The organism is Chryseobacterium sp. HNCC26DJ239, assembly GCF_057180445.1.
Window position 1 is genome coordinate 314,753 of the sequence record NZ_JBXUGJ010000002.1, and the last position, 26,973, is coordinate 341,725.

Consider the following 26,973-nt stretch of genomic DNA (forward strand, 5'->3'; position numbering starts at 1 on the left):
TTTTAATCAAAAAATTGTTTAATGTTTTCGTCATCAGAACTTTCAAATTCCTGATAAGTACCTTGTGCATAGCATTTTCCGTCAAGCAGCAAGACTACTCTGTCAGCCGTATTTTTCACACAGTTCATATCGTGTGAGATAATGATTGATGATGTTTTGTATTTTCTATGTATATCCATGATAAGGCTGTCTATTTCTTTTGCCGTTACCGTATCAAGTCCGGTGGTAGGTTCATCATAAAGGATGATTTCCGGCTTGAGGATGACAGTACGTGCCAGAGCTATTCTTTTCAGCATCCCTCCCGACAATTCGGATGGCATAAGGTCTACGGTATGTTTAAGCCCCACACTATCGAGTGCTTCTTCAACCCGTGCGTCAATTTCAACCTGCTTCAGCCGGAACCACCGTCTTCTTAAAGGGAATTCCAGATTTTCGCGGATGGTCATAGAGTCATAGATGGCATTTCCCTGAAAAAGAAAACCTATTTTTGAGCGTGCCTTGTCCAGCTCTTGATTTTCCAGTTGGACAATATCCTGCCCGGAAATCATTATCCTACCGCTATCAGGTGTTAAAAGCCGGACGATACATTTGATAAGCACAGATTTTCCCGTGCCTGATTTTCCGAGAACTACAACATTTTCGTTCTTATCGACCGTTAGGTTAAAACCGTTAAGCACTTTTTTTTCACCAAAGCTTTTATAAATATCTTCAATGACGATGGCCGGTCCATTGTCATTATTGCCGTTTGCTGTTGTTTTTGTTTCCGCCATAATGATGATTTAATTATATCCGAGAATGCCGGTTATCTGTACCGCAATCAGGTCCAAAACGAAGATAAGGATAGAGGAGAGCACGACCGCTGAATTGGCGGCGTTCCCCACACCCCGTGTTCCTTTTACTGCATTATAGCCTTTATAGGCACCCACGATTCCCACTGCAAAACCGAAAAAAAAGCTTTTGATAAAAGCTGGTATGATGTCACTGAAATCCAAGGAGTCAAAAACCTGTGAATAGAAAAGTGACAGGCTAGTTGTACCGCCAATGTTAACACCTATCCAGGCACCATATAGTGAAATGGCATCCGCCAGGATGATAAGTACGGGAAGCATAAATGTTGTAGCCAGGACACGTGTGGCAACAAGGTATTTAAAAGGATGTGTACCGCTTACTTCCATTGCGTCTATCTGTTCGGTAACCCGCATCGAGCCCAGCTCTGCCCCGATGCTACTTGCAATTTTACCTGCAAAGATGAGAGCGGCGATTACGGGTGCTATTTCACGGATGATGGCAATGCCTACCATTACAGGCAGCTGGGATTCCACACCATAGCGTACGAGGCTTGGCCGCAGCTGCATCGTAAGAACCAAGCCGATGATAAAGCCTGTCATGGCAATAAGCCCCAAAGATTTGTAGCCTATGAGATAGCATTGTGCGAGCAGTTCCTTTATTTCATATGGTGGACGGAAACATAATAGAAAGTAATTTTTGGTAAACTGTGTGATATTGCCTGTTTCCTGTAAAAAACTACGTATTTTAATCATTAACAAATTATTTTTTTAAATTAAAATATTTTTAGTCTACTTTTCCAATTGCTGTATTTTTTTATTGAGCCAATTCCTTATATCTTCATATACATATTCTTTAATATCCTCATTAAGTATTTCGTGCCGCATAGCAGGATAAATTTTAGTTTTAACATCTGTAAAACCATCTTTTTGCATTTGTGTTACCGTTTTTTCGATAGCTTTTCCGAAGTCTCCTATCGGATCATCAGCTCCGCTTACAAAAAGAAAAGGAAATTCCTTTGGTAATTTTTCTGCCCATTTTCTTTCCGTTGCCTGTTGGTTTAGAGAAACTAATGCGTAAAAACCATTATTGGTAAAAGGTACTCCGCATAGGCTGTCCCGGCAAAATGATTCCCGGTTGGATTTGCTGAGGCTCAGCCAACTGGTAAGGTCGCCATCTTTCTCGCCTTTAAAATGTTGATTATTAATTTTTGAAAAAGTTTGGTTGATGAATTTGCTCCGGTGTTTTGGAGCAATAATATTGTTGATGGACAGGAAAAATTTAGCCAAACCGATTCCGTTGATTTTTCCTCCCGTTCCCACGATGACCGCGCCTTTAAAATCAGCTTCCTGATTCTGAAGTAAGCATCGTGCAATGAAAGATCCCATAGAATGCCCCAGTAAAAAGTGAGAAATGTTAGGGTAGTTGTTTTCTAAAAATGCTGCCATCGTTGCGGCATCGTCTATCAGTTGCTGCTTGGGATTTTCTTTTTGAAAATAGCCAAGTTCTTCCCGGTTTTCCGCCGTTTTTCCGTGTCCGAGATGGTCATATAATAGAACTGCAAAACCGTTGTTCGCAAGATATTCCGCAAAATTTTTATAACGACCGCTATGCTCCTGCATCCCGTGTAGTATAAGGACAGTAGCCTTTGGAGGTTCATTTATTGGTTCGAATAATTCATAAAAAAGATTGTGCGTACCTGAGTTGGCAATTTTCTTCCTCTTTATATATCCTGATGTGTGTTTTGCCATAGTCGGTTGGTTTTGTACAAAAATAAATATTCTGCCCTTGACAAAAGCAAGAGCAGAATAAAGTTAGATAAATTGGTTATTATAGACAATCTTTTATAGATTAAAGAGAGATTCGGTATCCTAATGAAAGATTCCAGCCACGGTTATAAGATGTTACGTTGTCTATATTGGAAAGATTACCTAATCCCAGGCCATATTGTCCTTTCAGATAGATTCCCCAAGGTGTTTCATATCCGGCACCGAAATTAAATCCCCAATCGAATCCTTTTGTTTCATCGCTGCCACTACCAAAGTTGATGTCGGTTTCCTGAGAACCGATTACTGGGATATTCTCTCCTTTATATTTGCCGCTTACTCCAAATCCGATGTAAGGCCCTACCTCTGCAAAAATTCCTCCGGACTTTCCTCCTTCAATTTTATACTGATATCCGAGATTAACAGGGACTTCAAGGTAGTCTAGGCTGGTTTTGAAATCTCCGATGCTGGTGGTGGTTTTTGAACCCTTGTTGCTATAAAATAAACCGGGCTTTACGTAAAAACCTTGTGACAAAGGGATGTTAAAGCCTGCCCCGATGCGGAATCCTGTTTTGGAGTCATCAGATTCGGAAGAATTATCGCCTACCTCAGTCTTTATTTTATTAAAATTCAGACCTATTTCAGGGTCAATCGTAATTTGCGCTTTTACAACGAAAGTAGTTGCACAAAGTGCAATGGCCAATGTGATTTTTTTCATTTTTTGTATTGATTTAAATTGTCAATCTAATATTGTCGTTAACAAAATTTTTTTATTTTTAATTTCTGTAAGAGGTATGAATGGCTTTTGCCAACACGTCTGGTTTTTTCCAGTGTTCCGTTACTGGAGTTACTTTTTTATCGAGACCGAGTAGGGTATATACCGCGATGCGTGCTGCACGAACCGAATATTCTTCTGTGAATACCATATCTTCCGATATTTCTACAAACTGACTAATCATTGCTAAGTTGGTGCTGCCTTCAGGAACAACTGCAGGACGGTCTTTTTTAGCTCTTGGCTGAAACAAAGCATCGATGTAAGGCATCATACACGGAATAACATTGATAATGCTATCTTTTATTTCCTGTTCGTGCTTTTCAAAATGTAAATGATGAATCAACTCTGTCAAAATTTCTTCGCCCGTGCAATCAATCATCGGCTTTTTCACATAATCTCCCACTGCATCTGGATATAATCCGTAGCCCCAAAGAATGGTAGTATCATCGCCTTGCGCTTTGAAATGCGGTTGTGCAGCCACCACAATTGACATTCGCCACGATGAATCTTTAAATGTCATCAAAGCTCCGCTGCCCGGTTTGTTGCCAGTGTATTCTTCAATAAGTTTTAGAAATTTATTTCCTTTGAATGTTGGCGTAAATGAATACCATTTTGTTTCATCAGGTTTGGTAAAGAACGGGTCGGGGTTACCCAATTTGCCGGGTTTCTTGTTGGCAATTTTACGCCATAATGCAAAACTTGGCGGATTTGACGGTAAATATTTTGCAGGCGTATTATAATCGCCGTTATTAGAATTATCTGTAATACATCCGTTGGTAAAGAATACCAAATCGCCTTCATTCACGGTTATTTTCTCTCTTTTTCCTTCTGCATTGATGCATTCTATTTCCGTTACGGTAATGCCATCATCATCGGCAAAATCCAAATCGGTAACGGTTTTTCTTAATGAAAAGTCCACTTTATGCTGGTCCAGAAATGCCTTCAACGGCAAGATAACGGATTCATATTGGTTGTATGGTGTTCTGGTAACCCCTTCGAGTGTTTCGATTCTTGAAAATTCCAACAGCATACGTTTCATATAGCGTTGAAATTCAAAAATACTGCTCCATTCCTGCCAGGCAAAAGTGGTTTGCCACATATACCAGAAGTTGGTCGTAAAAAAATGATCGTCAAACCAATCACGAATGGTAATGTTGTCTAAATCATTTTCATCGGCAAAAAACAATTTCACAAATTTCATCCGGTCCTGAGTGTTGAAACCCATATCCGTTACGGGTAAAATGTTTCCGTTCTTGTCAATCAACCGAGCTTTTGCCTTTGTCGGATTCGCGTGGTCAAATGCCATAATTTCATCTTTTACGGAAATGTTCGGGACATCCAGAGAAGGGATACGGGATGTTAATTCCCAAAAGTTTTCATAGGTTTCTTCGTTGAGCATACGCCCGCCACGACAAATAAATCCTTTTTCTTTAGTTCCCGCACCATCGTTGCTACCGCCCAAAATCGGCAGGGCTTCAATGATGTGAATGTTTTCGCCTTTAAAGTCTCCATCTTCTAACAGATATACGGCACCGGCAAGACTTGCCAATCCACCTCCGATGAAATACGCATGTTTGTTCGAATTGCTCATATGATATTTTTTTTAGGTTATTTTTATATGATAAAGGTATTGATATACCTTAATTCCTTAGTATCCCTAAATTCGAAAATCATATACGGAATTTCTTTTTTAAAAATGCTGTTGTCTTCGGTACTTTTGGGGCGATATTGACGCATGCTTTTTAAAGAAACGGCCGAATGCAGAGGTAGAATTAAAGCCCGTTTCAAATGCAATCTGAGAAATGTTTTTTTCTGGATAGCCGAGCAGAACGTATACTTCTTTTAATAAGGCCTCATCAATAATCTGATGTGGCGTTTTGCCGGTCGCTTTTTTTACAATCAGAATAAGATATTTGTTGGTAATGAATAGCTTGTCCGCATAGTATTGTACGTCCTTATGCTGCAAAATATTTTCTTTCACCAATTCATTGAATTTAAAAAAAATATTATTGTTATCCTGTGGAGTTGGATATGCGTTGTCTTTTCTGTCTTCATCAGTTAGGACTGCAACTTCCAATAAAATATTAATAATAATAGTACGAACAATATCTTCTGTAAAACGACCATTTCTCGTGGACTGCTGTTGAAGATAATCCAATAAATTGATTAAGTGTGTACTACTTGATTCGTTGGAAATTACTACGTTAAAGCTATTTTTATTGAATAGAGACAGATTCTCGATAAAAAATGGATTAGAAATGTTCTTGAGCAGGAAATTCTTTTCAAAGAATAGAACCTTCATACGGAAATCTTTACTGGTATTTACAAATTTTATAATTGTTGACGGAGCAGATATCAGGAATCCGTTTTGGGATATCTTGTAATGCTGATTATCAATTTCTAAATCTATACTACCAGAAACACAGATGCAGAATGCATAAAAATCCATTCGGAAGAGTCTTTTTGGGAATTCAAAAATGAGTTTTCCTGACGATATAAAGTAAGGTTCATCACAGTGTACCTGATAAAAAGATAATATTTCTTTAATACTTTCGTAAGCTTTCATAGCTTCTTATTTAATGGATTTATGCAGGAAGATATATTTTTCGCCTTATATTTATCTCGCTACAGCTCCTCTCTTTTAATCTTTCGGACTTTGTACCATAAAACGCTATAGCTGGCAATAGCGCTTACTGTTCCTATAATTATCATTTTTATAACATAGGGATAGGTGAGGTCTACAGCGCCTTTTTCTATGATAAGTATTCTAAAGGCAGGCAGGAAATGTGTAAGCGGGATGATATTTGCAATGTACTGAACCCAAGTCGGCATTTGGCTGAGCGGCCAGGTAAATCCTGACAGGATAAAGCTGGGTGTGGCAATAACCATAAGGATTTCCGTAGCTTTCAGCTGGTTCGGAACAAGGATACTTACCAAAATTCCTATAAAGCAGACCGAGATTACAAAAACACCTGCTATTAGGGTAAGCGGAAAAATGTTTTCATAAAAAGGAATTCTGAACCACTTGGTAAAACCCCAGTACATCAGCCATATCCCGAAGCTCATTATGAGATAAGGCACGATTTTAACCAGTATCAGCATAAATGCAGAACGGCTTCTATGTACCAGATATTTGAAAGTGCCGTTTTCAAACTCGGAAGCAAAAGAAAGAGCCAGTCCCAATAGTAATACCTGCTGAAGCACAGTAGCCAAAACACCTGGCCACAAAAAATACATATAGTTGGTGCTTCTGTTGTTCTTTTTTATAAACGTGGTTTTAAATGGCTCGTACTGACTCATCAGCAAATTTTCCGGAACTCCTTGTTTGCGCAATGTTTCGACCTGTGTTCCTGCTTTCAGGGTTCCTAAGACCAGCTGAAGTGCTGATGAAGAATAATTTGCCGTCAATACATTTGCAGTATTGACTATGGTAGTGACTTCAGGATATCGTTTTGTCAGCACATCTTTCTCAAAATCTTTTGGGATAATAACGACGCAGGTTGCATCTTTCTCAATCATCAAACGATTGAGGTTTGTCTCGTCAAACTGCAGCCTTGCAACAGACAAAACTTCGTTGTCATTCATCATTTCGATTGCTTTCCGGCTGAGTGCGCTTTGGTCATAATCTACCACTATGATTGGTAAATCTGTCACTTTCCCTTTGCTGTACACATATCCCAACAAAACACCGTACATCAAAGGAGCTCCAATAAACAAAATTCGGAGGACCTTGTTGCTCCAGAATAAGCCGAACTCCCGTTTGATCAGATTGAGAAATGTTTTCATTATTAAGGTTTTAGCGTTACTGTTGTTTTGCTTAGGATATCGTTTGCTTGTTGGATGTTAATAGGGTCTATCAATATTTCGTACAAAGCATCCTGCACTTCATAATCAGGATATGCTGTAGCAATATTAGCATAGGCACCTATTTGTTTTATATTTCTGATTTTCCCTTTGATATCCCGATTTTTGTAAGGTATATGCACATTGATTTCTTTTCCTTGTGCATAATTTGCCAATTGGCTTTCAGGAATAGTAAAACGGAAATAAATGGAATTATTAAGAGAACCTTTGAAAAGCGTATATCCTGGTAGTGCCAGTTCCCCCAGCTTCAATGTGATGGATTCTATTTTCATATCCTGTGGTGCAATGATATACCTTTCTTTCTCGGCAACCTGTACTTCTTCCAAAGCTCCTTGTGCACGGTCTTTTTGTCCCAACGCCATTGTTTGCTGTTCTATGCGGACCCCGTTTTTAACATCGGCAATTTCTGCATCTACGGCTATCATTTGTGATTTGGCTCCCTGATACTTCGCGAATACTTCATCATATTGCTGTTGCGGAACCAGTGAATCCTTTACCATTGCATTCATTCTTGCCAGCGATTTTTTTGCAAACTCATATTGCTCTACCAAAGCGGATTTCTTGGCATAGAGCTGTGCCAACTGATTGGCAGTAGCACCGTGTACACTCATATCATATTGTGCCTGAGCAGATTTTACCGCACCTTGTGCCTGTGATTTTTTTGCGTCTACTTCTGGGATTTCCAATATCGCCAATGTATCTCCCTTTTTAACAAGAGCTCCCTCGCTGATCAGAATTTTATCTATCCTGCCTGCTATTTTGCCTACTACTGCAATCTCTTCCCGCTCGGTTTTTCCCTGGATGGTTTGTGATACTTTCGGTTTATTCTCACAAGAAGCTAAAATGCCTGCAATGCTTAGTATGTAAATAATTTTTTTCATTTTGCTTAGTTTTGGATTTTAATAAAGTTTGATAATTTTCCCGATGCACGGTAAACTTCAATAGCAGCATTACGCTGTTCAATCACGGTTTCTACTTTGTTTAAGGATTCTTTGTATATATCGTTTTCCGCCCCCAGGCGTTCAGTGACGTTAATAAGCCCTAATCTGTATTGTTTTGATGCTATCTCATTATTATTTTGTGCTATTTTTTCCCTTTGGATCGCAATATCTACCTTATGTAACGTGGTATTGTATTCTACCTTGTTTTTTTCCAATTCCAGGTCTACTTTTTCTTTGGTGTCTGCCAGTTTATTTTCAACCTGGGCGAGTCCTATTTTGGCTTCGTCTATTTTATGTTTACGTTCAAATCCGCTGAAGAGTTCCCATTTCACGGCCACGCCTAACATCCAGTTCGGATGTAGTGTCAATTCATTTAGTTTCAAATTGGCGGTCGTATTTAATTGTTCAATCGGCACTTTTGTATTGGCATTATATAATGATGCATAGCTATATCCCGCAAAAGCCCCAACTGTGGGAAGAAGGCTTCCTTTTTCTTTTTTAAGGGCATATTCGGAAGCTTTTTTGAAATATTCCAGTGCTTTTACCTCATTTCGTTCGGCTGTGCTCAGGCTGTCCAAAATAATGATGGGCTCCAACTGATGATTGGTTTTAAGAATTTCTTCTTCAGAAAGATTGGTGGATTGTTTTATCTTGAGTATCAGAAGTTTTCTTTTATTTTGAACATCTGCACGTTTGGAAGCCAATTCCAGAGTGGAGAGTTTGATTTTATCGCGGTCATAAGGAATTGCCAACCCTTCGGATATCGCCTTTTCTACTCTTTCTTTTTCCTTATTCAATCTCTTTTCGCTGTTATCGATCAGTGTTTCGGCGGTTTCCAGAAGTTTGAGACGGTCAAAGCTCCCTATGATATCTTTTATCACCTCATCTTTCTGATTTTCCATCATAAAAGCTGTTCCTGTATTTTTTTCTTTGAGAGCTTTGGCTCCATTGAGGATTTGTCCGCCACTGAACAGTACAGCTTTTGCGGTAAGACCTCCATAAAGGATATTCGCATTTGTGCTGAAATCGGAAGATCCCCCAAAAACAGGATATCCTGTGATGGGTAAATTCAGGGTAGCTAGATCTAATTTTGCATCACTGCTGATGTAAGAGTATAAACCTGAAGCCTCGACCTTCGGGATATATTTGGCCAATATGCTTTTGCGTTCTAATTCTAATTTTTGTAATTCAAGATCTTGATTCCTTATTTCAGTATTTTTTTGCAATGCCTTTCCGATAGCATAATCCAAATCCTTACTTATAAGAATCTGTGCGTTGGTGATAGTGCCGAGTAGGATCAATGTAATGGCTAACTTTATTTTTTTCATACCATTTCGTTTTGAATGTTGTTTTGAATATGCTGAAAGAAGTTTTTTATCTCCATAATTTGATTTTCTGAAAGTCCTCTGGTTGCTCTTTCGGTGACATTGTTCACAATATACATTACTTTTTCCTCTATCTCCTTTCCTTTATTTGTTAAATATATTAGATTTTGCCTTCTGTCAGTAGGGTGAGACCTTCTTTCTACGTAACCTTCTTTTTCCAATTGATCAATAAGTCTAGTTATGCTGGGTTTATCCCTGTGGGTAAAATCTGCTATTGCCTGCTGTGAACATCCCTGTTGTTTCCATAAAGGTACTAGCACCGACCATTGTTCCCGGGTCAGGTTAATATTATTCAATTTGAATTGCTGACCCAAAAAACGATTGAACAGTAGAGGTACATTCCCGGTAAGCAGATTGTATCGATCTTGTTCAGTTAATATTTTTTCAGCTTTCATATAAAAATTATTATTGAACAAAGTTAATTAAACAATAGTTGTAATAACAACTATTTATGTTAAATTTTTTTTAATCTTAAAATCATTGAGATGACATAAGCTTTTTTATTTAATTCTTGTTAGTACCATTTGTGATTAGTGAAAAATGTCTAAGTTAGTTTGAAGACGTACAATAATGAAAAATCAGCTATATTTGCATCAGTAAAAATAGTAGTTCATATTCTTGCTTCAAAAAGTGACCTATTCAGTGACCTGAAAAACAAGAATACAGTATAAAGCGTATCCATAGGGAGTTTTTTAAGAAAGAACAAGTCCCGTCCGGATCGCAGCTATAAAAACAAAATAGCACAAAAAGCTTTAAAACATACGTTTTAAAGCTTTTTTCGTTTTTAGACTATTTAAAAAGAGTCAAAATTGCACAATCTGAAAGTGACTTATTCAGTGACCTGAAACATACGGAAAAATAGGTCACTGAGAAATTGAAAATTCAATTCGATATTTTTTCATTAAAAAATAAAAAAAATTGAATATTCTTTGAAATTTTTTATCAGATTTTTTAATCTTAAGTGACCTATAAAAGTGACCTCACTCAAGTGGTTTAAAGAGGTCACTAAATGTTTTGAAAAGCGCCTCTGGTAAGCCAGTTCAGAAAGTGAATATCTTGTTAATGTTTTTTACTGAAGTTAATTTTAAACTCATAAAATTCAAATAAATGAACAAGACATTTAATCTACTTTTCTATGTGAAGAAATCAAAGATCAATGCTAATGGAGAAGTGCCAATATACCTGCGTATTACGGTTGATGGGAAAATAACCGAGATTAGTACCAAACGTACTGTGAATACTAAAAAATGGAGTTCAGGGATGCAAAAAGTAACTGGTACATCTGAGGAAGTCAAGTCGCTTAATTTTTATCTCAAAACATTTGAACATAAAATTTACAATATCTATCACGATCTGATTAAAGATAACGAAAAAGTAACTTGTGAAATTCTCAAAAATAAGTTCCTTGGAACAGGTGAATTCAATAGAACACTAATACCAATTTTCTTAGACCATAATGATAGAATGGAAAGACTTATTGGAAAGGAGTTTGCATCAGGAACTCTCGGAAGATATAGAACTTGTCTCAGTCATATCAGAGAATTTTTGAAATGGAAATATAATGTATCAGATATTAATATCAAGAAAATTGATTTCGCATTTTTAAATGATTTTGAATTCTTTTTACGAACTGAAAAGTCTTGCAATAACAATTCTGCCGTAAAGTATATTAAGAACTTTGGAAAGATTGTTCGTATCTGCCTTGCCAATGGTTGGATTGAAAGAGATCCATTTCTTAACTATAGCTCAAGTTTTAATGAAGTAAGTAGAGTTTTTTTAAATGAACAGGAATTAGAGGTTATGTTCAATAAAGATTTCAAGAATGAGCGGTTGTCACAAGTCAGGTTTATCTTTCTTTTTAGCTGTTATACAGGACTGGCTTACATAGATACGCAACAACTTAAGCAAGATAATATTAATATTGGCTTAGACGGTAATAAATGGATTTACACAATACGGCAAAAAACAAAAACAAAATCAAATATACCATTACTCCCTAAAGCGGAAGAAATTATCGAGAAATACGCAAATCATCCAGCTTGCTTAAATAGTGGCAAGCTGCTACCTATACTAAGTAATCAGAAGATGAATGCTTATCTTAAAGAAATCGCTGACCTTTGTGATATAAACAAAGAACTAACTTATCATATTGCGCGTCATACTTTTGCTACTACGATAACTTTGGCGAATGGTGTCCCTATAGAAAGTGTTAGTAAAATGCTCGGACATAAAAATATTAAGACCACTCAGCATTACGCGAAGATTCTTGACCAGAAAGTGAGTGAAGATATGCTAGTGCTAAGAAATATTCTTCAAATAAAAGCAGATTCCCTAAATTAGAATTTACAATTTAGATTTTAAGCGAGGGTAAGATTTTATAATTTTAAAAAAATAATTAAGAAAATGGCACCAACTCTCTTTAGTGGGTGCCATTTGTCGCTTGTAACTATAAAGAAATAGATATAGAAACAATAAAAAAAAAGATTTAGAAAAATAGTAAAATACATAAAGTGATTAAGATTGTCTTTGGTTTATCTAATAGAACTTGGATGTGATAGATTTCAAATACTACTATATACTTATAGATTCTTAAATGCTTTTAACATATTTAGTGGATTTGATTAAGATCAAGTACATAAAGAAAATGTTCCAGATTGACCACCTTCTTTATAGCAAGCCCTGGTGTTGCCCAAGCCATATCCATATTAACTATAATAAGTTCATTTCCTCGTAAAACTACCTCAGCAGGTTGATCTAGCTGTCCATTTACACCATTTACATCTTCATTATGATAGAGTAGTTTCACTTTACCATTTTTAGAGATGCGATAAATTGAATTACCATTAAAATCCGCTAAATAAAAACATTTTCGCACTGTGTCAAATAAGCAGTTCGAAAATCACATTGCCGAACATTGGAATTTTTTTGACAGACAATGGGTTTAAAAACGGTTGAATAGACTGTGGTTTCAATTCTAATTTGCCAGCAGGCTTTGCTTCCCCGGTTTCTATTTTTGAAACTGTTTTATTGGTTGATAAAGCAAAACTAATCGGTAAACCTGTATTTTTCTTTACAGCCCCAGCAATTTTTGTTGTCCACTGATAGCATCCGAAAAACTTATCCATTCCTGAGAGATCAAGATAGAACTCATCAACACTGGCTTTTTCCATAATGGGAACTTTTTCCTGGATAATCTCTGTCACCTGATGTGACATATTGAAGTAGTACTCCATATAGCAGCTTGGGAATATTTGGCATATCGATTAGCAATCAATGCGGGAATTAATATGTCTGAAACTAAAATTCAAAAATTAGGTAATAATTACCATAGATTTTTCACTAAACGATTTGATCGCATTGGCGAAGGTAGAATTCATTTTTCGTCAGCTATGACTATGACAGGAAATTATGAAGATTTATTAAAAGATGCTACACCCAGCTATTTAGAAATTGTTGATTTTATAGAAATATCAGGTGCAGATATCAAAAATAATTTGGAGGAATTGTGGAGAAGAATAGTATTCAGTATCTGTATATCAAATACCGATGATCATCTCCGAAATCACGGATTTCTTTTAACTCCAAAAGGATGGGTACTTTCACCAGCATATGACCTTAATCCATCTGTTGATAAAGATTACTGGTGCAACGAGCAAGCCTAACAGACTAAAAATTCAAGATGATTTTAATTCCGGTAAAGTCAAAATTATTCTCGGCAGCGAAGCTATTCAGGAAGGAATGAATCTTCAGCAAAATACTAGTGACTTATATATGCTCTCTCTTCCCTACAATTTTACAACTTTACGACAGGTCGAAGGTCGTGCCTGGAGGCAAGGGAACAAACACGAAAATGTAAGGGTTAATTTTATGCTTACTAATGATAGCATCGATGTATTTATGCTTCAGAAGCTTCAATCAAAACAAGCAAGATATTTGGAAGCAATGAAAAAAGGAGCTAATGTTTTAGATATTTCTGATATCAGTACGCAGGAACTCAAAACATCCATTATAACAAATCCGGAAACAAGATCTAATATTGAAATTGAATTGCTAAAAAGAAAGATTGAAAGTGAGAAAAATAAGCATCTGGCTGATAATTCGTTTGTTTTAAGGAAGTATGAAGATTTCTTAAAAGTAAAAGAGTTGGTAACTAAAGCTGAACATTCCTATAATAGGATTTTAGGATACTCTGAAAACAGCGATATAAATTCGGATTACTGGAAAGACCAATTACCATCATATCAGAAAGCAATTGATTTGGCTAAATCTGAAGTTCAGAAAACAATTGAATATCTAGCTGAAAAGGGTGTTAATGTTACAGAGATCGAATTTCAAACTAAAACTACGGATAATAAAATAGCTGAATTGGACAAAAAGTTGGAAGAGCTCCCACACATTAGGATACAGATGATTACAAAATATAAAATTGAGAAGGAGAAAAAACAAAAACTGAGTCAAACGAGAGATAATGTAATGGAAAGGATGGATGAAAATGTTAAGTTCTTCGTACAGAAAAATAGACAATTTAGTGAAGGTGGTTCAACTAACATCAAAGCTGTTGCTAAGCAAACGTCAGACCGTCAAATCGGAGAACAACCTATAAATCTTTTGCGAAAGAGATAGAAGAAACACCAAATGAAAATCACATCAATTTTTTCAGAGAATTCTTTTTTATACCAGACAAATCTTAAATATCCCTCACTCACTTGTAGAGAGCTTTATTGTACAAAATATTTACGATTTTTATTCAAGCTTCAAAATTGAGGATGAAATAAATATGTCCTTAGAACTTAAATTTTTTAAATGTCCAAAGCAAAAATAAATAAACGGCCGTCTGCTAATGCTTCAAATTTATTTGAAGTAGAGTCGATTATGAATTTTAAAGAAATGCCTTTGGAGGTTGCTATTAAAATGCTCAAAGCTTCAGAAATTTTTGTTTCGGAAGAAGAAGCTTCCGAGATATTATCACTTTTACATACTCTTGCTAAAATTACGATCAAAGAGTTTCTTTTAAATAACGATTAATTTCTTATTTTAGTGATTCATAATTACTTAGTTTAACAACTTTGTAAGTTTTATATTATTCTTTATTTCCAATTTAAATTAAATGAATATGAAAATTGCTGATTTATATATACGTGTATCAACAGACGAACAAGCTGATAAAGGATATTCTCAGCGTGATCAAGAGGAAAGATTGAGAAAACATTGTAATTCTTTGAATATAGTTATCGGTAATGTAATTTATGAAGATCACTCAGCTAAAACATTTGAAAGACCTGAATGGAAAAAGTATATGTATGGATTTAGAAGGTTAAGAAAAATTAAAGAAGGAAGACTGTTATTATTCACAAAGTGGGATCGTTTCAGTCGTAATACTAGTGAAGCCTATCAGATGATTTCCAATTTAAACAAGCTAAATATTACTCCACAAGCTATTGAACAACCGCTTGATCTGAGAGTGCCGGAAAATAAACTTTTGCTTGCGATTTATTTGTCTACTCCCGAAGTTGAAAATGATCGTAGGGCAATGAATGTGACTTATGGAATGAGAAGAGCTATCAAAGAAGGGCGGATGATGGGAATAGCTCCGTATGGATATATTAATAGAAGTAAAGAGGACGGGAGAAAATATGTTGCAGTCAAAGAACCTGAAGCATCAAATATAATCTGGGCTTTTAAACAGGTAGCCAAAGGACATCTTCCTACTGCTGTGGTTCTTAAAGAAATGAATAAACGTGAAGGAAGGAAACTTACAAAAAATTCATTTATGGAAGCTTTAAGAAATATAGTATATACTGGCAAACTTTTGTTAAAAGCTTATAATGATGAAGAAGAGAGAATAATTGAGGGAAAGCACGATGCTTTAATCTCAGAGGATTTATTCTTGAAGGTACAAAGCATTCTATTTAGAAAAAGTAATAAAGATGACTTTTTACCTGCCGGTCGTATAATAAATGAGGAACGCTATCCTTTGAGAGGACTTTTACTATGTCCAAAGTGTAATAAAAACTTGACAGCCAGCAGTGCAAAGGGAAGAAGTAAACATTATTATTACTACCATTGTACAGTTGATTGTGGTTTTAGACACAATTCTGAAATTGTCAATGATTTATTTGTGGAAGAACTTTCAAAATTCAGCTTTAACAATGGTGCAACAAAAATATTGAAAGCAATATTTATTCAAAATTTTGCAGTTGCGTCAAATAGCGTTGGTGATGAACGCAAAGTACTTCAAAATAAGCTTAATGGAATAGAGCAAAGAATTGAAAAAGCACGAGATATGTTCATTGAAGATAAATTAGATGAAGAAGATTTTAGAAGCATAAAAAATAAATACAAAACTGAAATAGAAAATCTGAAGGTTAAATTAAGTGCTTTAAAGAGTTCAGCTGAAAATAATAATTTTGAACAAAGGATAAATAAAGCACTTGATTCCATTACAAATATTTCTGAAAGATATAAGAATGCGAACACAATGGATAAAAGGGCAATTGTTGGTTTGATATATCCTGAAAAGTTAATCTTTGATGGAGAGAATTTTCAAACCACAAAAATCAACAGTTTTGCTAATGGTATCTTTTTGATTAAGAAGGAGTTAGGAAATAAAAAAAACCGACAAAGAAGTGAATTATCTTCTAATGTCGGTCTTGTGACCTCGACAGGATTCATATTAAGTTTAATTATCAATTAGTTATGTTTAGATTTTGACAGGATTGTGTCAAATCTATATTTTTTGGAGTATTTTTTTTATTTCTTTTATTCCATTTTCTAGACTTTCCAGTCTTTCCGAATGCGTTCCTGCTTCGGTTGTGCTCTTCAAAAATCTTGTCTCTGTATTTTTATCCAAAAGTAGATTTAAATCTATATCTGGATAGTTTTCTTGTAGTGCTTCAAAAAAATCTTGTGAAAAGCGGTTTCTTCCGTTCAGCATTGCAGAAAGAGTTACTCTATTTATATCCAGCTTCTCAGCAAAATCTTTTACTTGTATATCATTACTTTTTAGGTAATGATAAATTTTCTCACTGATTGTCATATAGTTATAGTATTTATTTAAAAAAATAACACGTTACTTATTGTATCTTATGATATAATATGTAACTTTGTCACATTAAGTAACGAACTGTAATAAACTGTCACAAAAGTAATGAATAAAACTAAGGTAAAAAAAATTGATTCCAATATCTCTGAATCTTTCAAAATCATTGATAACTATTTACCTACACGATATACTTCTGAAGTATTGGAGATTGTTCCGGAAGCTACTAGTGGAGCAGTTAGGCAGGTTAAAAATCGAAAGAAAGGCGATCTAAAAATTATCGCAGCGCTACTACAAGTAGCGCGGAAATATGAAGCAATTTTAAAATAGAATATTGATGACTACAACTAGACTTTATCCAGGGATGTGTGACGACACCCTCGAGATATTTTACATTCATGAAGAGGACCGGCTTATGGTGATTAAGGAAGGTAGGGTTAGGGATTTTGAAGAGCTTCCCGAAAAGGATTTACAATTCCTCGATGAAATTATTGATCAGGAAATTGAAGTGAAAAACATTTTGGAATCTTGGGCAAATACAAGACCAGAACAGAGAAGAAAATTAGCTGAGTGCAGGTTTGGAGGTTTAAATTTTCAAGCCGATTTCAAAAACAATGTAGCGAGTCCGGATAGTTTTGATTGTCCATTAAAGGGAACTTGCAAGGGGTTTGGAATTGTTTGTAAACCTATTGAATATAATGGGGTGAGTTTAAACTCTCAAGATACTGAAGCAATCAAGCTTTTAACCTCAAGTCTTAAAAATACCGTCATAGCAGAGCAGTTAAGCATGCCAACCGGTTCCTTTGAGGTCTATAGAACGAGATTATACAATTCATTAAGAATTTCTACAAAACAAGAACTGGCCAGAGTAGCGTTCGATTTGGGCTTGGTTTAAAATATGTTAACCGATCCCCGTTTCGGCGGGGCTTTTTGAAAATGGAGAAAAAAATAGTGATAGCAAAACTGGATATTTCTGGAACAATGGAGCAAATACGCTCAGTTACCGATGAAAATTCACTTTTTGCATTAAGTAGGAAGTTGAGAATGTATAAAGATTTAGGTCTTATATCTATTCCCAATATTATCCGAGAGTGTTTGAATGAGCAGCTCGATTGGATTTATAGAAAAGATAGTTGATATAATTATATAATGTGGTGTTTGGTTGGGTTGCTTATCACCAAAATCTGAAGAAATGCAGTAAAAAGATAAGCGGGAAGGATGCAGTGATAGCTATTAGATATGCAGGAGGTAATGTTTATGCTGATATCCGGTTCGATTCCGGAGTTCTTACGATTCTCATGTTTAATTTGAGTTTTCATGGTTATTAGTTTTTACTCAGCCATTTGAGGCTGAGTTCTGGGGAGGTAGCTTAGTTGGTTAGAGCAGGGCATAGAGTCCCGGTCGCAGGTTCAAGTCCTGTCTTCTCCACGATTCTCATGTTTAATTGATGAGTTTTAATGGTTATTAGTTTTTACCCGGCCTTTACCGGTCGGGTTTTTAATTTCAAATTATTCGTATGCCTAAAATATCAAAACAATTTTTTCTCGAGATAACGCCGGAACAATTTCTTAATCATTGTTCGCCGTTAGAGCTAAAAGAAATAAACATTTTAATTCAGAGTGGATATTATGTAAAAAGGATGGAAAGTCAAATCTGTGGAGTGTGTGGGTGTACCGATTATGATTGTACAGCATGCATCGAAAGAACAGGAAAGCCTTGTTATTGGTTTGAAGAAGATCTATGTAGTGCATGCGCTGAAAGTACGACTAAGGTAATTGAGCATGAAGAGGAAAGTTAAAGGTGTATCAATAAGCATGAACCATGAAAAGTGGCAAAAATGTAAGTGTGGCAATGAGGAGGATCTTCGTAAAACTTGGAAATGCTCTGTCTGTGGAGCGATACTTTTTAAACCAAAATAATCATCATAATGAAAAAATACTTAACAAAGGTTAGCAATGCAATTTGCCCAAAGAACAGTCTTGAGCGTTCCGTTCAAGAATTTTTAAAAGAGAATGATAGATTGCTTATTAACGAATCTGATCTCAAGCAATTCAAAGAGAATGTAAATAGTCAGATAGGATTTCTTAACCAGCTTCATAAAAGATGTGCTCCAAAATCGCCCAAATGGTCTAATGTCGGTTATGGGAAAATAAAAGACTTTTCGTTGCACGGAACCGATTGTATAACCTTTTCCATCTATGAAATAAAAAATGAATATGAGATCAATAAATGTTCCTGAATCTTTTTTAAAAAAGATGGCTAAAAAAATAAAGTTTGAGAATCTTCAAAAAGACATTGCAGAGATATTCGAATTTGAAAATGAAAAGTTTGTATGTGTTGGAAGTTCGTCAAGTTTTGAAGATGGATATAGGACAGTATCGACCTTAACTGCAATATTAAAGTCTGAATATTGCGGTGAAATAGAACCTTTGAATTGTTTTGAACATCATGAAGCTGTTGAAAAAGGTAAACGCAAAAGAGGTTATGAAGGAAGATTAGTTAAATGCAATAAAATTGAATATGTGCTATTTGAACCTGTTTTATTTATTAATGAAAAAATAAAATCACAATATGAAATCACAAAACCTAATCACTAAGATCAGATTGTTCTTCAGTGCAAAAAGAATAATAAAAACGCATTGGTAATGGATGGTGTATTGATAAACATTAGTCGCATCAAAACAAAGACTGAAGAGCATTATCGGTCTGAAGGAAAAGAAGAATACTTTAATGAGCGAATCGAGCATTTTAAAAAGGATATTGTCTCCGAGTTTTCAGTTTTTAAATCAAATAATCCTGACCAGGAATTTCAAGACTATAAAGAATCAGCAATGTGTTCGGTTTTTAATAGTATATCAAATGTAGAGATCGCTCTGTTGCCTGTAGGCTTGTTTCTAATTGCCCTCGACAAAATAACAGAAGAAGATTTAAAATAAAACAATAACCAAAAAACAAAGAGTTTGCATGTCATTTCCAATAAACCAACAACAAATATTTGAAGCCACTAATGGCGGTTGGGATCTTATCGAAAGATTTCTTCCGGAAGCAAATATTAACAAACATTTTAAAATCAGAAAAGAAGGTACAGAAAGTGCCAATGTTTCAAAAAAAGATGGAATCTACTTCGTTAAAGACTGGGGTGATTCCGGAGGTTTTTTCGGGAAATCTAAACACGGTATTCATATTTATTCCCATTTCACAGGGAAAACATATTTTGAATCTTTACTCGATCTAGGCGAACAGTACGGATTAATTGATAAAAATAAATCAGCTGTAAAAAATATCACCTCTTGTAAGTTTCACGAATACGAAGGGGTAGAGCTTAATGATGATAATTTTGCGTACATAACAAAAGATTTTACAGATTACGAGCTCGAGATTTTGGGGCCTTTAGTTACTCCAGAGCTTTGTAAAAAGTATAGCTTGTTTTCGTTGCATTCTTATTCATGGTTAAAGAAACAAGAAAACACTCAAAAAGAGTTCTGCGATGTTTATACGGTTACCAGTTCACCAACCTACCCAATTTTAGCTTTTATTATTTCGGACAAAAGAAAACCAAAGCTTTCGCTTGTTGGCGAAAATAAAGATGTTCGTGTAGAACCTGCTGATCCTTCTAGAGAATGGTTGAAAATTTATCAGCCTAAAAGCTCAGATAAGAAATATAGATTTTCCTATTTAGGTAAAAAACCGAAACAACACATTTTCGGGTTTGACATTCTGAAACAAAAAACTGAAAAAGAAAGAGACGTTAAAAGTGACGAGGGGCATACAATTGGAGTTGAAAAATACATAGAGAAAGTAAGAAAAGTAATTATCTGTTCCGGCGATCGTGATTCTATCAATATGGCTTCAACAGGAAAGGCGGATGCGGTTGTTTGGTTTAATTCCGAAACTGCAGATATTTCCGAAAGTGAAATAGGGTTGCTTTTCAAACACGCGGAAGAAGTTATTAATGTTCCGGATTTAGATCCAACTGGAGTTGAAGCGGGGAAGAAACTTGCGCTCGAGCACATGGATGTTAAAACAGCATGGCTCCCTGAAGAGATTACTCGTCGAAAAGATTTCCGAGGTAATGCTCTAAAGGATTTTACCGATTTCATGAAAATTAACGCAAGCTTTGATGATGAAAATCAAACAGAGCTGAAGAAAAAAGTTGAGCGTTTCCTGGAGCTTGCGCGCCCAGGTAAATTTTGGACTGCTACTTGGAATAAAAGTAAGCGTACAGAAGATTATAAAGTCAATTATAAAAACGCTTTTAATTTTTTAAAATTAAATGGTTTTTACCGAATTAAAGATGAAAATCACAAGGATGGATATTACTTCGTAAAGCAGGATAAACATACGTTAAAAGAAGTTACAGCGCAGGAAATTAAAGATTTTTTCAATAGCTTCTTAGATAATAAGCAGCGCGAAAAAGGATTGAGGTATTTTCCGGATGATCTTCTAAATATGCTTATCGGTTCTGAAGCTGTCTCTGATAAAAAACTCGTAAATCTTGAGGTGAAAGAATTTGACTTTACGGATTATACAGCAACTTGCCAATATTTTTTCTTTGATAAATTTATTTGGAAAGTGACTAAAAATGGAATTGAAGAAATTACGAAAGGGTATAGTCGTTATGTTATGGAAGGGGATATTCTCAATAACTTAATTAAAAAGCAGACGAGATTCGATTTGAATAGTCGCGAGATAAAACCGGAAATAAATCATATTGATAGTTACGGAAAACTCCAACATGGAAAACCTTTTTTTGAAGTGAAAAAAGATGAAAACGGAAATTGGGATTTAACGATTCTTCGTAAAGATTGCGACTTCATGAATTATCTCATCAACGGGAGCCGTGTTCATTGGAAGGAAGAAGTTAAGCATCTTTCTCCAGGGAAAATTGAAGAATACATTGCCGAAAACAATTTCATAATCGACAAGTATAAAACCAAGGATTCTGAAGGCGGTTTGAATGACGACCAAGTTTACGAGCAGGAGCTTCACTTTATCAATAAATGCTGGTCTTATGGGTATGCGCTGCACCGCTATAAAAACCCTTCAATGTCGCCGTGTTTGTATGTGATGGATAATGAAGTAGTGGACGATTCTGAATCTCATGGTAGAACAGGAAAGTCTTTGATGTCGAATAAAGCGATTCGATTATTTATGAACTCAAAATATTTTGGAGCTCGTAAAAAGAATTTGCTTGAGAACGAATTTTTATACGATGGAGTAACGGAGAAAATGGACTATATCCTGTTTGATGATGCCGATAAGAAATTTCAATTCAATCAGCTTTATACAGATATTACTGGAGACTTGAACGTAAACCCTAAAAACCAAACGCCTTTTTTAATTCCGTTCCATGAGTCGCCAAAATTTTGCGTCACAACAAACTATGCGCCCACGGGATTAGATCCGTCAACACTTGATAGGATGTTATTTGTCGCTTTCAGTGATTGGTATCATGGGCAGAGCGAAATGTGGGGACGTAGAGAGCCGAAGGACGATTTCAAAAAAATGTTTTTTACCGAGTGGGACGATAAGCAATGGAATGTCTTTTTAAACTTCAGTATGCAGTGTCTCCAGCTTCATCTTTCGATTCCGGAGAAAATAGGAGCACCGCAAAACAATATCAAGAAACGAAACTTAATGTCTGAAATTGGAAAGGTATTCCTGGAATGGGCAGAAGAATACTTTATCGAATTAAGGCTCGATGTAGACATCGACAAAAAAGAAGCTCACACTGCATTAGTTAATTATAATGTTTCGATGAAATCAACTTCATCTACCGCTTTTAAACATAAAATGAAGCAGTTCTGCGAGCTAAAAGGTTGGGTTCTAAACCCTACGGATAAGTTAACGACTTCTGATGGTCGTATCATGAGATCATTCAATGGTCAAACAACTGAAATGCTTTATATCTCAACAAAAACTAACGGACCTTTCGGCGTTGGTGAAGCGATTTCGCCAAACGATCAAAGCGATAAAAGTCCGTACGATGTAAAATAATTATTATGAAACAAACGAATTGCTTTGTGCCACCATCCAAAAAAGCGTTAAGAGATGGGTTTGGGTTTCTCAGTTTCAATACTGCTTTTATCAACCTAGATATTGTAGTAGTGCAGTTTATCGAGTCGGGAGAATACCTTGTTTTGCTTTATCGAGGCGCTCGAAAAGTTGGCTACCTGTACGAAGGCGAAAAGCTTACTCCTAAACAAGTTTTCTCCGCTTATAATGACGCTCCGGATAATTACAATGAATTGGATGATTATGCAAGTGCCTACGAAAATAGGATAGATGTTGCGGTTCCTATTCCGGAAAAATATGTATTCATTAATGAACAGGAAGTGGTCAAATCTTGAGTTTTTCATCTGTAAAAATGTAATACTGTAATGCAATGAGTATAGAAATGATCAAGCGGATTATGGAGGTTTCCGGACATTCAAAAAAGCAATTCGCGAAACAAATTCAGGTGAGCATAACCACAATAGATAAATGGCTTGCCGGAGCTTATAAACCTTCAAAAGAAAACCAGGATAAAATCAGATTAAAATATAAACCTACAATCGCAAAATTATACAAGTAAAAATGAAAAAAATCTTGCTACAACTAAATAAAAATGAAATCAATCTCATTAAAGAAATTTCTACTACATGGTTTAACATGGAAAATTTCAACAATGAATGGTTAAGTAATTGGGAAGCCGCAGTGAAGATATATTACCGCTGCAGCGCATGGTCTGAAGAAAAGCTTGTTGAGATTGAAGAAGATGTTTTAGATGGTTTTAAAGACTGCATTCAAGATTATGTTTTTCAAGGTTTTGAAAACGATATAGGCTTTCTGAAATTTAATATAGGGAAGTTTTTATTTATAAAAATTTTGGAAGTACTTCAAATAGACTATCCACCAAGTCTATTTATTCCTCTTGCTTATGAAAGTCGAGATTGCCATAAACCTATTAAAGTTGATCCTACAAAAAATCCACTTATAGAGTTGGCAAAACACGATATCTATATAAATCCCAGCAATCAGAATTGATAATTTTTAAAATAAATAAATACGATGGACTACATTAAATCTTACTACGATTTGCCATTCCTTAAACCAGGAATGAAACTTGAAATTGCCGGCAAAAAATGCACTGCCGTAAAAGAAAAAAACGGAAGCCTGCTGGTGAAATTTGAAAACGGTTCTGAAGGTCCAATTCATCCAACGTGGGAAACGGTTTATTTTGATGATAAAGGAAATATCATCAAAGACTTTCGAAAGAAAAAATCAATATCTTCTTCTTTTGCTGATCATTATAAGGAGACAGAACCAGAGGAATCTTTCCCAGACAATACACCCTTTGAAGATCAAGCTGTCGATGATTATTTAAAAAATAATATTGAACACTTCTCTGGATTCGGTCACGAAGACGGCGGGAGTTTTGGAGGCGGTGGCGCTTCTGGCGACTGGGGTAGTAGAGAGAGTGATTCTAGCTCTAATTTTTCATGCTTAGATTGAAAAGATAATACAATGGAAAATAAAATCGAACTATCTGAAAATCTATTTTTAGAATGCGTACAAGAGAATTGTTGGGACGATGATGATAATCTCGTTTCGGTAGATTGCTATTTTTCCTTTTTCGGAAAAGAATGTCAAGCTATTGTCGGTGTAGAGAATATTGATTCTGCTAATTCTAACTATTCTATGATTGAGTCTTGCAGCGAGCTTCACGATTCGCTTCGAAGCTTACTTGAAGAACAACACGTTTGGCAAATAATCTATACTCAAATAGAACTGTTTGTAAAAAACTGGAATTTAAAATATCAAAACAATTAAATATGGAAGAAATGGAAATGCCAACACCTTGCGAACACTGTGGAACTACCTTCGACTTAGACGATGGATATGCGTCTGAAAAATGGCATGAAGGTATTATAATCTGCTCAAGCTGCCACGAAGAAGAAGAGGAAGAAATGGAAGAAGATGATCGTTGGGAAACGATTAATCTAGATTTATCAAATTCTTTATATGGATTAGAAAAAGAAAGTCTCCTTCTCGAAAAGCTAGACAAGCAAAATAGAGATCAGATTTTACAGGTTGCAAAATTACTCCAGGAAAAAATTTCAAAGGAAAAATCTTCTGAAGAAGTAAAAGCAGAGAAATGGGACAAGCTGGACGAAGAAATCGGCAGGTTCTACAACAACGAATGCGAAAGCAAGGACGAAGAAGATGGTGATCTTCTAGATATTGGCGAAACTGCAGCTAGAGCTTTTGGCTATTTATAAACTTAATAAAAAATATTTTATGCTTACAAAAGAACAACTACAAGAAATTTACACAGAGGAATTCGTTAATGATCCGGAAATTGTTTTTGATTTATTGGAGAATCTTCAAGAAAACAATCAAAAGGCTTACGAAAAAGAGACGTATGCTGACCATATGATTTTGAGTCATGAAATAGATTTTGACTTAAATAAAGAGGCAATATCAAAAATCATCAAAGATCAAGATAAATATAATTTCCATCAGGAAGATATGTTTAATGGTCCTGCAATTGAAGACGGAAAAATGTGGATAGATTTTCTTTCAGATTCCTATGAGACTTTGTCAAAAACAAGAAATCATATTCACTACGATTTCGAATATGAAATTTATTATGATCCTGAAATCCATGATAAATCCGAGTGGAGAAACGAGAGACAATACTAATTTTAAAAAAATAATGACAGATAAAGAATATTTTTTTCAGGAAATGCGAATGACAGATGAGCAATTGGAAAGGCTTTGGAATTTCTACAATGAAAATGTAAACTGTGAAAACTTAGAGGTGGTTACGCCTACAAAAGTATTTTCTATAGAATATCATTTTTCGACAATTGGTACAATGAAATTTGCGAAATCCAAAAATAAAGAGCTTTGGATTGATGAAGAAGAATTTAATCCTTAAAACATAACGTTAAAAGCATTTCTGAACTGCGACTATGCGCAATGTTTTTTCGGAGCAGTTTATAAATGCAGCGTTATGCACAGTTAATTTATTTAAAATCAAAATATGAATTATAAAATAAAACATTTACAGCTTTTTTTGGAAGGCAAATTTGATTTAATTCCAAAAAGTTTAGGCGTTGAATTGGTTGAATTAGGAATATTAAATTATTCAAAATTAACTCCAGAAAATTATGAATATTGGTGGTATGAAGTTGATGATAAATTTAAAATTGATAAAAAGAAATTCACTTTTAATTGGTCAGATTTAGTGCCAACAAGAAAAATAGAAATGGTAAAGGATTTTATCAAATACCACAAAGAAGATGAAAGTATGTACAAATTAATAACTGCTATTTTGAACATTGAATCAGCTCGATTTGATGGAATAGACATAAATACAGGAAAATCGGAATTTGAAAGACAAATTGAATTTTATTACGGAAAATTTAAAACTCAAGTCGTTCAGATGCAGTTCGAGTTTAATTGTGCATAACGTCCGGATTGACGAATGTTTTTTTTCGCTAATCCAAAATAAATAATAAAAACAATCAATATGTTATCAGAAATAAACGAAGCTAAATCTTTTCTTATAGAGAAGTTTGGCGATACAGATAAAATCATTCCAGGGACGTATGCAGTTCCTACGCAAACTTCATTAGGACCTGCCTTTATGAAAGTAGTGGTTAATGAAAATTTGGGACTATGCGACTTTTCTTTATGGTTAGACGAAGACTTAACGGAATCATGGCGTAAAGTAGTTGAAACTACGAAGCGAAATCTCAAAACAGAGAGAGAAATGATTAGTGAAATTGGACTAAACTTTATGGAGTGGGCTGATTTTTATTTCACTGAAGAGAAATTAAATTCAGAGATTAGTAAGTTTATAACTTACACCGCTTACACTAATTCTTGTTCTTATGCTAAAACCACTTCAGGCGTAGCTTTTAAAAATAAACTGAAGCTTTTCTGCCAACTTAAAGGATGGGATTTAAACCCAAAGAGGAAGGTGAATAATCCAGATAGAAGAATAATAAGGTATTTCGAAGGCAGAGCTGAAGAGTTTTTTTATATAGCAACTAAACCGGAAGAATTAATACTGATTGAAATTAAGCTCGAAAAGAAACAAATGAAAAAAGCTATTAAAGAGTGCGAAAAAAGAAAGTGGAGCTACAGTAAAGAAGAAGGCTTGATAAAAATTCATGTTCCGAAAGACTGCTTGAGTGATCTCTTGTATGTAGGTTACTACATCTTCGGATAACTAATCGCCTAGAATCCATTATCCCGTCAATTATATTGGCGGGATTTTTTTATGCGATTCTCGCGGTTCTAAAATTACATTGGTTCAAAATTAAAAAATACCAGGACTGGTAGATACGTCCGGCTGTTTCCCCCTTACCCCTTTCACCCCGCTAAAAAAGGTTTTATTTTTGTAATATTGTAATGAATATCCGAA

At 35.2% G+C, this 26,973-nt stretch carries 34 protein-coding genes, 1 tRNA gene and 1 pseudogene; 23 read left to right on the plus strand and 13 right to left on the minus strand.

Features of this window, described 5'->3' with window-relative positions; all coding sequences use genetic code 11:
* Positions 1 to 2: 2 nt before the first annotated feature.
* The 10 genes from AC2A1D_RS05085 to AC2A1D_RS05130 all read right to left on the minus strand — a co-directional run bounded on the left by AC2A1D_RS05085 (position 3) and on the right by AC2A1D_RS05130 (position 9,912).
* Positions 3 to 770, minus strand: a complete 768-nt coding sequence (locus tag AC2A1D_RS05085) for an ABC transporter ATP-binding protein (protein WP_028122565.1) — start codon at positions 768 to 770, stop codon at positions 3 to 5.
* A 9-nt stretch (positions 771 to 779) separates the two neighbouring features.
* The gene (locus tag AC2A1D_RS05090) at positions 780 to 1,541 is read right to left on the minus strand and encodes an MlaE family ABC transporter permease (protein WP_185216847.1); all 762 of its coding nucleotides are present in this window, start codon (positions 1,539 to 1,541) and stop codon (positions 780 to 782) included.
* A 36-nt stretch (positions 1,542 to 1,577) separates the two neighbouring features.
* Entirely contained in the window at positions 1,578 to 2,537 is a 960-nt protein-coding gene (locus AC2A1D_RS05095) for an alpha/beta fold hydrolase (RefSeq protein ID WP_185216845.1), read from the minus strand.
* Between the two features lie 100 nt (positions 2,538 to 2,637).
* Positions 2,638 to 3,270: a porin family protein gene (locus AC2A1D_RS05100; protein ID WP_065721661.1), complete on the minus strand. Its 633-nt coding sequence runs from the start codon at positions 3,268 to 3,270 to the stop codon at positions 2,638 to 2,640.
* A gap of 58 nt (positions 3,271 to 3,328) precedes the next feature.
* Entirely contained in the window at positions 3,329 to 4,918 is a 1,590-nt protein-coding gene (locus tag AC2A1D_RS05105; RefSeq protein ID WP_484042557.1) for an oleate hydratase, read from the minus strand.
* A gap of 99 nt (positions 4,919 to 5,017) precedes the next feature.
* Positions 5,018 to 5,893: a helix-turn-helix domain-containing protein gene (locus AC2A1D_RS05110; RefSeq protein ID WP_123853386.1), complete on the minus strand. Its 876-nt coding sequence runs from the start codon at positions 5,891 to 5,893 to the stop codon at positions 5,018 to 5,020.
* Between the two features lie 59 nt (positions 5,894 to 5,952).
* Complete coding sequence (locus AC2A1D_RS05115) at positions 5,953 to 7,113, minus strand: ABC transporter permease (protein ID WP_185216840.1); 1,161 nt, start codon at positions 7,111 to 7,113, stop codon at positions 5,953 to 5,955.
* Positions 7,114 to 7,115: 2 nt separating this feature from the next.
* Entirely contained in the window at positions 7,116 to 8,072 is a 957-nt protein-coding gene (locus tag AC2A1D_RS05120; protein WP_185216838.1) for an HlyD family secretion protein, read from the minus strand.
* A 5-nt stretch (positions 8,073 to 8,077) separates the two neighbouring features.
* Entirely contained in the window at positions 8,078 to 9,460 is a 1,383-nt protein-coding gene (locus tag AC2A1D_RS05125) for a TolC family protein (RefSeq protein ID WP_185216836.1), read from the minus strand.
* Positions 9,457 to 9,912, minus strand: coding sequence for a MarR family winged helix-turn-helix transcriptional regulator (locus AC2A1D_RS05130; RefSeq protein WP_185216834.1), 456 nt, complete (start codon positions 9,910 to 9,912; stop codon positions 9,457 to 9,459). The genes AC2A1D_RS05125 and AC2A1D_RS05130 overlap by 4 nt, the downstream gene beginning before the upstream one ends.
* Positions 9,913 to 10,624: 712 nt before the next feature.
* On the opposite strand from AC2A1D_RS05130, the gene AC2A1D_RS05135 reads away from it, so the two are divergent.
* Positions 10,625 to 11,857, plus strand: a complete 1,233-nt coding sequence (locus tag AC2A1D_RS05135) for a site-specific integrase (RefSeq protein ID WP_484042558.1) — start codon at positions 10,625 to 10,627, stop codon at positions 11,855 to 11,857.
* A 268-nt stretch (positions 11,858 to 12,125) separates the two neighbouring features.
* Here the strand turns inward: AC2A1D_RS05135 and AC2A1D_RS05140 are convergent, their stop codons facing one another.
* Together AC2A1D_RS05140 and AC2A1D_RS05145 are read right to left on the minus strand one after the other, a co-directional pair.
* On the minus strand, positions 12,126 to 12,323 hold the full coding sequence (locus tag AC2A1D_RS05140) for a hypothetical protein (RefSeq protein ID WP_484042559.1): 198 nt from the start codon (positions 12,321 to 12,323) through the stop codon (positions 12,126 to 12,128).
* Positions 12,324 to 12,402: 79 nt separating this feature from the next.
* Positions 12,403 to 12,750, minus strand: a pseudogene (locus tag AC2A1D_RS05145) (Y-family DNA polymerase); the annotation flags it as partial.
* Positions 12,751 to 12,804: 54 nt separating this feature from the next.
* On the opposite strand from AC2A1D_RS05145, the gene AC2A1D_RS05150 reads away from it, so the two are divergent.
* From AC2A1D_RS05150 to AC2A1D_RS05165, 4 genes are all read left to right on the plus strand, one after another.
* Positions 12,805 to 13,179 carry a HipA domain-containing protein gene (locus AC2A1D_RS05150; RefSeq protein ID WP_484042560.1) on the plus strand — a complete coding sequence of 125 codons (375 nt, stop codon included), beginning with the start codon at positions 12,805 to 12,807 and terminating at the stop codon, positions 13,177 to 13,179.
* A complete protein-coding gene (locus AC2A1D_RS05155; protein ID WP_484042561.1) occupies positions 13,145 to 14,140 on the plus strand; it encodes a helicase-related protein in 996 nt (331 codons plus the stop codon). The genes AC2A1D_RS05150 and AC2A1D_RS05155 overlap by 35 nt, the downstream gene beginning before the upstream one ends.
* Positions 14,141 to 14,320: 180 nt before the next feature.
* On the plus strand, positions 14,321 to 14,542 hold the full coding sequence (locus tag AC2A1D_RS05160; protein WP_116098584.1) for a hypothetical protein: 222 nt from the start codon (positions 14,321 to 14,323) through the stop codon (positions 14,540 to 14,542).
* An 88-nt stretch (positions 14,543 to 14,630) separates the two neighbouring features.
* Positions 14,631 to 16,211, plus strand: coding sequence for a recombinase family protein (locus tag AC2A1D_RS05165; protein ID WP_484042562.1), 1,581 nt, complete (start codon positions 14,631 to 14,633; stop codon positions 16,209 to 16,211).
* 33 nt (positions 16,212 to 16,244) lie between these two features.
* Here the strand turns inward: AC2A1D_RS05165 and AC2A1D_RS05170 are convergent, their stop codons facing one another.
* Positions 16,245 to 16,553 carry a helix-turn-helix domain-containing protein gene (locus AC2A1D_RS05170; protein ID WP_484042563.1) on the minus strand — a complete coding sequence of 103 codons (309 nt, stop codon included), beginning with the start codon at positions 16,551 to 16,553 and terminating at the stop codon, positions 16,245 to 16,247.
* A gap of 111 nt (positions 16,554 to 16,664) precedes the next feature.
* On the opposite strand from AC2A1D_RS05170, the gene AC2A1D_RS05175 reads away from it, so the two are divergent.
* The 18 genes from AC2A1D_RS05175 (at position 16,665) to AC2A1D_RS05260 (ending at position 26,778) form a co-directional block, all read left to right on the plus strand.
* Entirely contained in the window at positions 16,665 to 16,886 is a 222-nt protein-coding gene (locus tag AC2A1D_RS05175) for a hypothetical protein (protein WP_484042564.1), read from the plus strand.
* A 7-nt stretch (positions 16,887 to 16,893) separates the two neighbouring features.
* Positions 16,894 to 17,451 carry a helix-turn-helix transcriptional regulator gene (locus AC2A1D_RS05180; RefSeq protein ID WP_484042565.1) on the plus strand — a complete coding sequence of 186 codons (558 nt, stop codon included), beginning with the start codon at positions 16,894 to 16,896 and terminating at the stop codon, positions 17,449 to 17,451.
* A gap of 56 nt (positions 17,452 to 17,507) precedes the next feature.
* Positions 17,508 to 17,693 carry a hypothetical protein gene (locus AC2A1D_RS05185; protein WP_484042566.1) on the plus strand — a complete coding sequence of 62 codons (186 nt, stop codon included), beginning with the start codon at positions 17,508 to 17,510 and terminating at the stop codon, positions 17,691 to 17,693.
* A gap of 221 nt (positions 17,694 to 17,914) precedes the next feature.
* Positions 17,915 to 17,984: transfer RNA gene (locus tag AC2A1D_RS05190), tRNA-OTHER, on the plus strand.
* A gap of 499 nt (positions 17,985 to 18,483) precedes the next feature.
* Complete coding sequence (locus AC2A1D_RS05195; protein WP_484042567.1) at positions 18,484 to 18,795, plus strand: hypothetical protein; 312 nt, start codon at positions 18,484 to 18,486, stop codon at positions 18,793 to 18,795.
* Positions 18,773 to 19,153, plus strand: coding sequence for a hypothetical protein (locus AC2A1D_RS05200; protein ID WP_484042568.1), 381 nt, complete (start codon positions 18,773 to 18,775; stop codon positions 19,151 to 19,153). The genes AC2A1D_RS05195 and AC2A1D_RS05200 overlap by 23 nt, the downstream gene beginning before the upstream one ends.
* Before the next feature lie 48 nt (positions 19,154 to 19,201).
* Positions 19,202 to 19,492, plus strand: coding sequence for a hypothetical protein (locus AC2A1D_RS05205; protein ID WP_484042569.1), 291 nt, complete (start codon positions 19,202 to 19,204; stop codon positions 19,490 to 19,492).
* Positions 19,493 to 19,520: 28 nt separating this feature from the next.
* Positions 19,521 to 22,553, plus strand: coding sequence for a primase-helicase family protein (locus AC2A1D_RS05210; RefSeq protein ID WP_484042570.1), 3,033 nt, complete (start codon positions 19,521 to 19,523; stop codon positions 22,551 to 22,553).
* 5 nt (positions 22,554 to 22,558) lie between these two features.
* On the plus strand, positions 22,559 to 22,906 hold the full coding sequence (locus AC2A1D_RS05215) for a hypothetical protein (RefSeq protein WP_484042571.1): 348 nt from the start codon (positions 22,559 to 22,561) through the stop codon (positions 22,904 to 22,906).
* A 35-nt stretch (positions 22,907 to 22,941) separates the two neighbouring features.
* A complete protein-coding gene (locus AC2A1D_RS05220; protein ID WP_484042572.1) occupies positions 22,942 to 23,130 on the plus strand; it encodes a helix-turn-helix domain-containing protein in 189 nt (62 codons plus the stop codon).
* Positions 23,131 to 23,132: 2 nt separating this feature from the next.
* The gene (locus AC2A1D_RS05225; protein WP_484042573.1) at positions 23,133 to 23,582 is read left to right on the plus strand and encodes a hypothetical protein; all 450 of its coding nucleotides are present in this window, start codon (positions 23,133 to 23,135) and stop codon (positions 23,580 to 23,582) included.
* A gap of 24 nt (positions 23,583 to 23,606) precedes the next feature.
* A complete protein-coding gene (locus AC2A1D_RS05230; protein WP_484042574.1) occupies positions 23,607 to 24,050 on the plus strand; it encodes a hypothetical protein in 444 nt (147 codons plus the stop codon).
* Between the two features lie 12 nt (positions 24,051 to 24,062).
* Entirely contained in the window at positions 24,063 to 24,368 is a 306-nt protein-coding gene (locus tag AC2A1D_RS05235; protein ID WP_484042575.1) for a hypothetical protein, read from the plus strand.
* A 2-nt stretch (positions 24,369 to 24,370) separates the two neighbouring features.
* Positions 24,371 to 24,817, plus strand: a complete 447-nt coding sequence (locus AC2A1D_RS05240; RefSeq protein ID WP_484042576.1) for a hypothetical protein — start codon at positions 24,371 to 24,373, stop codon at positions 24,815 to 24,817.
* A 19-nt stretch (positions 24,818 to 24,836) separates the two neighbouring features.
* A complete protein-coding gene (locus tag AC2A1D_RS05245; protein WP_484042577.1) occupies positions 24,837 to 25,241 on the plus strand; it encodes a hypothetical protein in 405 nt (134 codons plus the stop codon).
* A 13-nt stretch (positions 25,242 to 25,254) separates the two neighbouring features.
* Positions 25,255 to 25,479: a hypothetical protein gene (locus AC2A1D_RS05250; protein WP_484042578.1), complete on the plus strand. Its 225-nt coding sequence runs from the start codon at positions 25,255 to 25,257 to the stop codon at positions 25,477 to 25,479.
* A gap of 105 nt (positions 25,480 to 25,584) precedes the next feature.
* A complete protein-coding gene (locus AC2A1D_RS05255) occupies positions 25,585 to 26,013 on the plus strand; it encodes a hypothetical protein (RefSeq protein ID WP_484042579.1) in 429 nt (142 codons plus the stop codon).
* A 60-nt stretch (positions 26,014 to 26,073) separates the two neighbouring features.
* Complete coding sequence (locus AC2A1D_RS05260) at positions 26,074 to 26,778, plus strand: hypothetical protein (RefSeq protein ID WP_484042580.1); 705 nt, start codon at positions 26,074 to 26,076, stop codon at positions 26,776 to 26,778.
* Positions 26,779 to 26,973 lie beyond the last annotated feature (195 nt).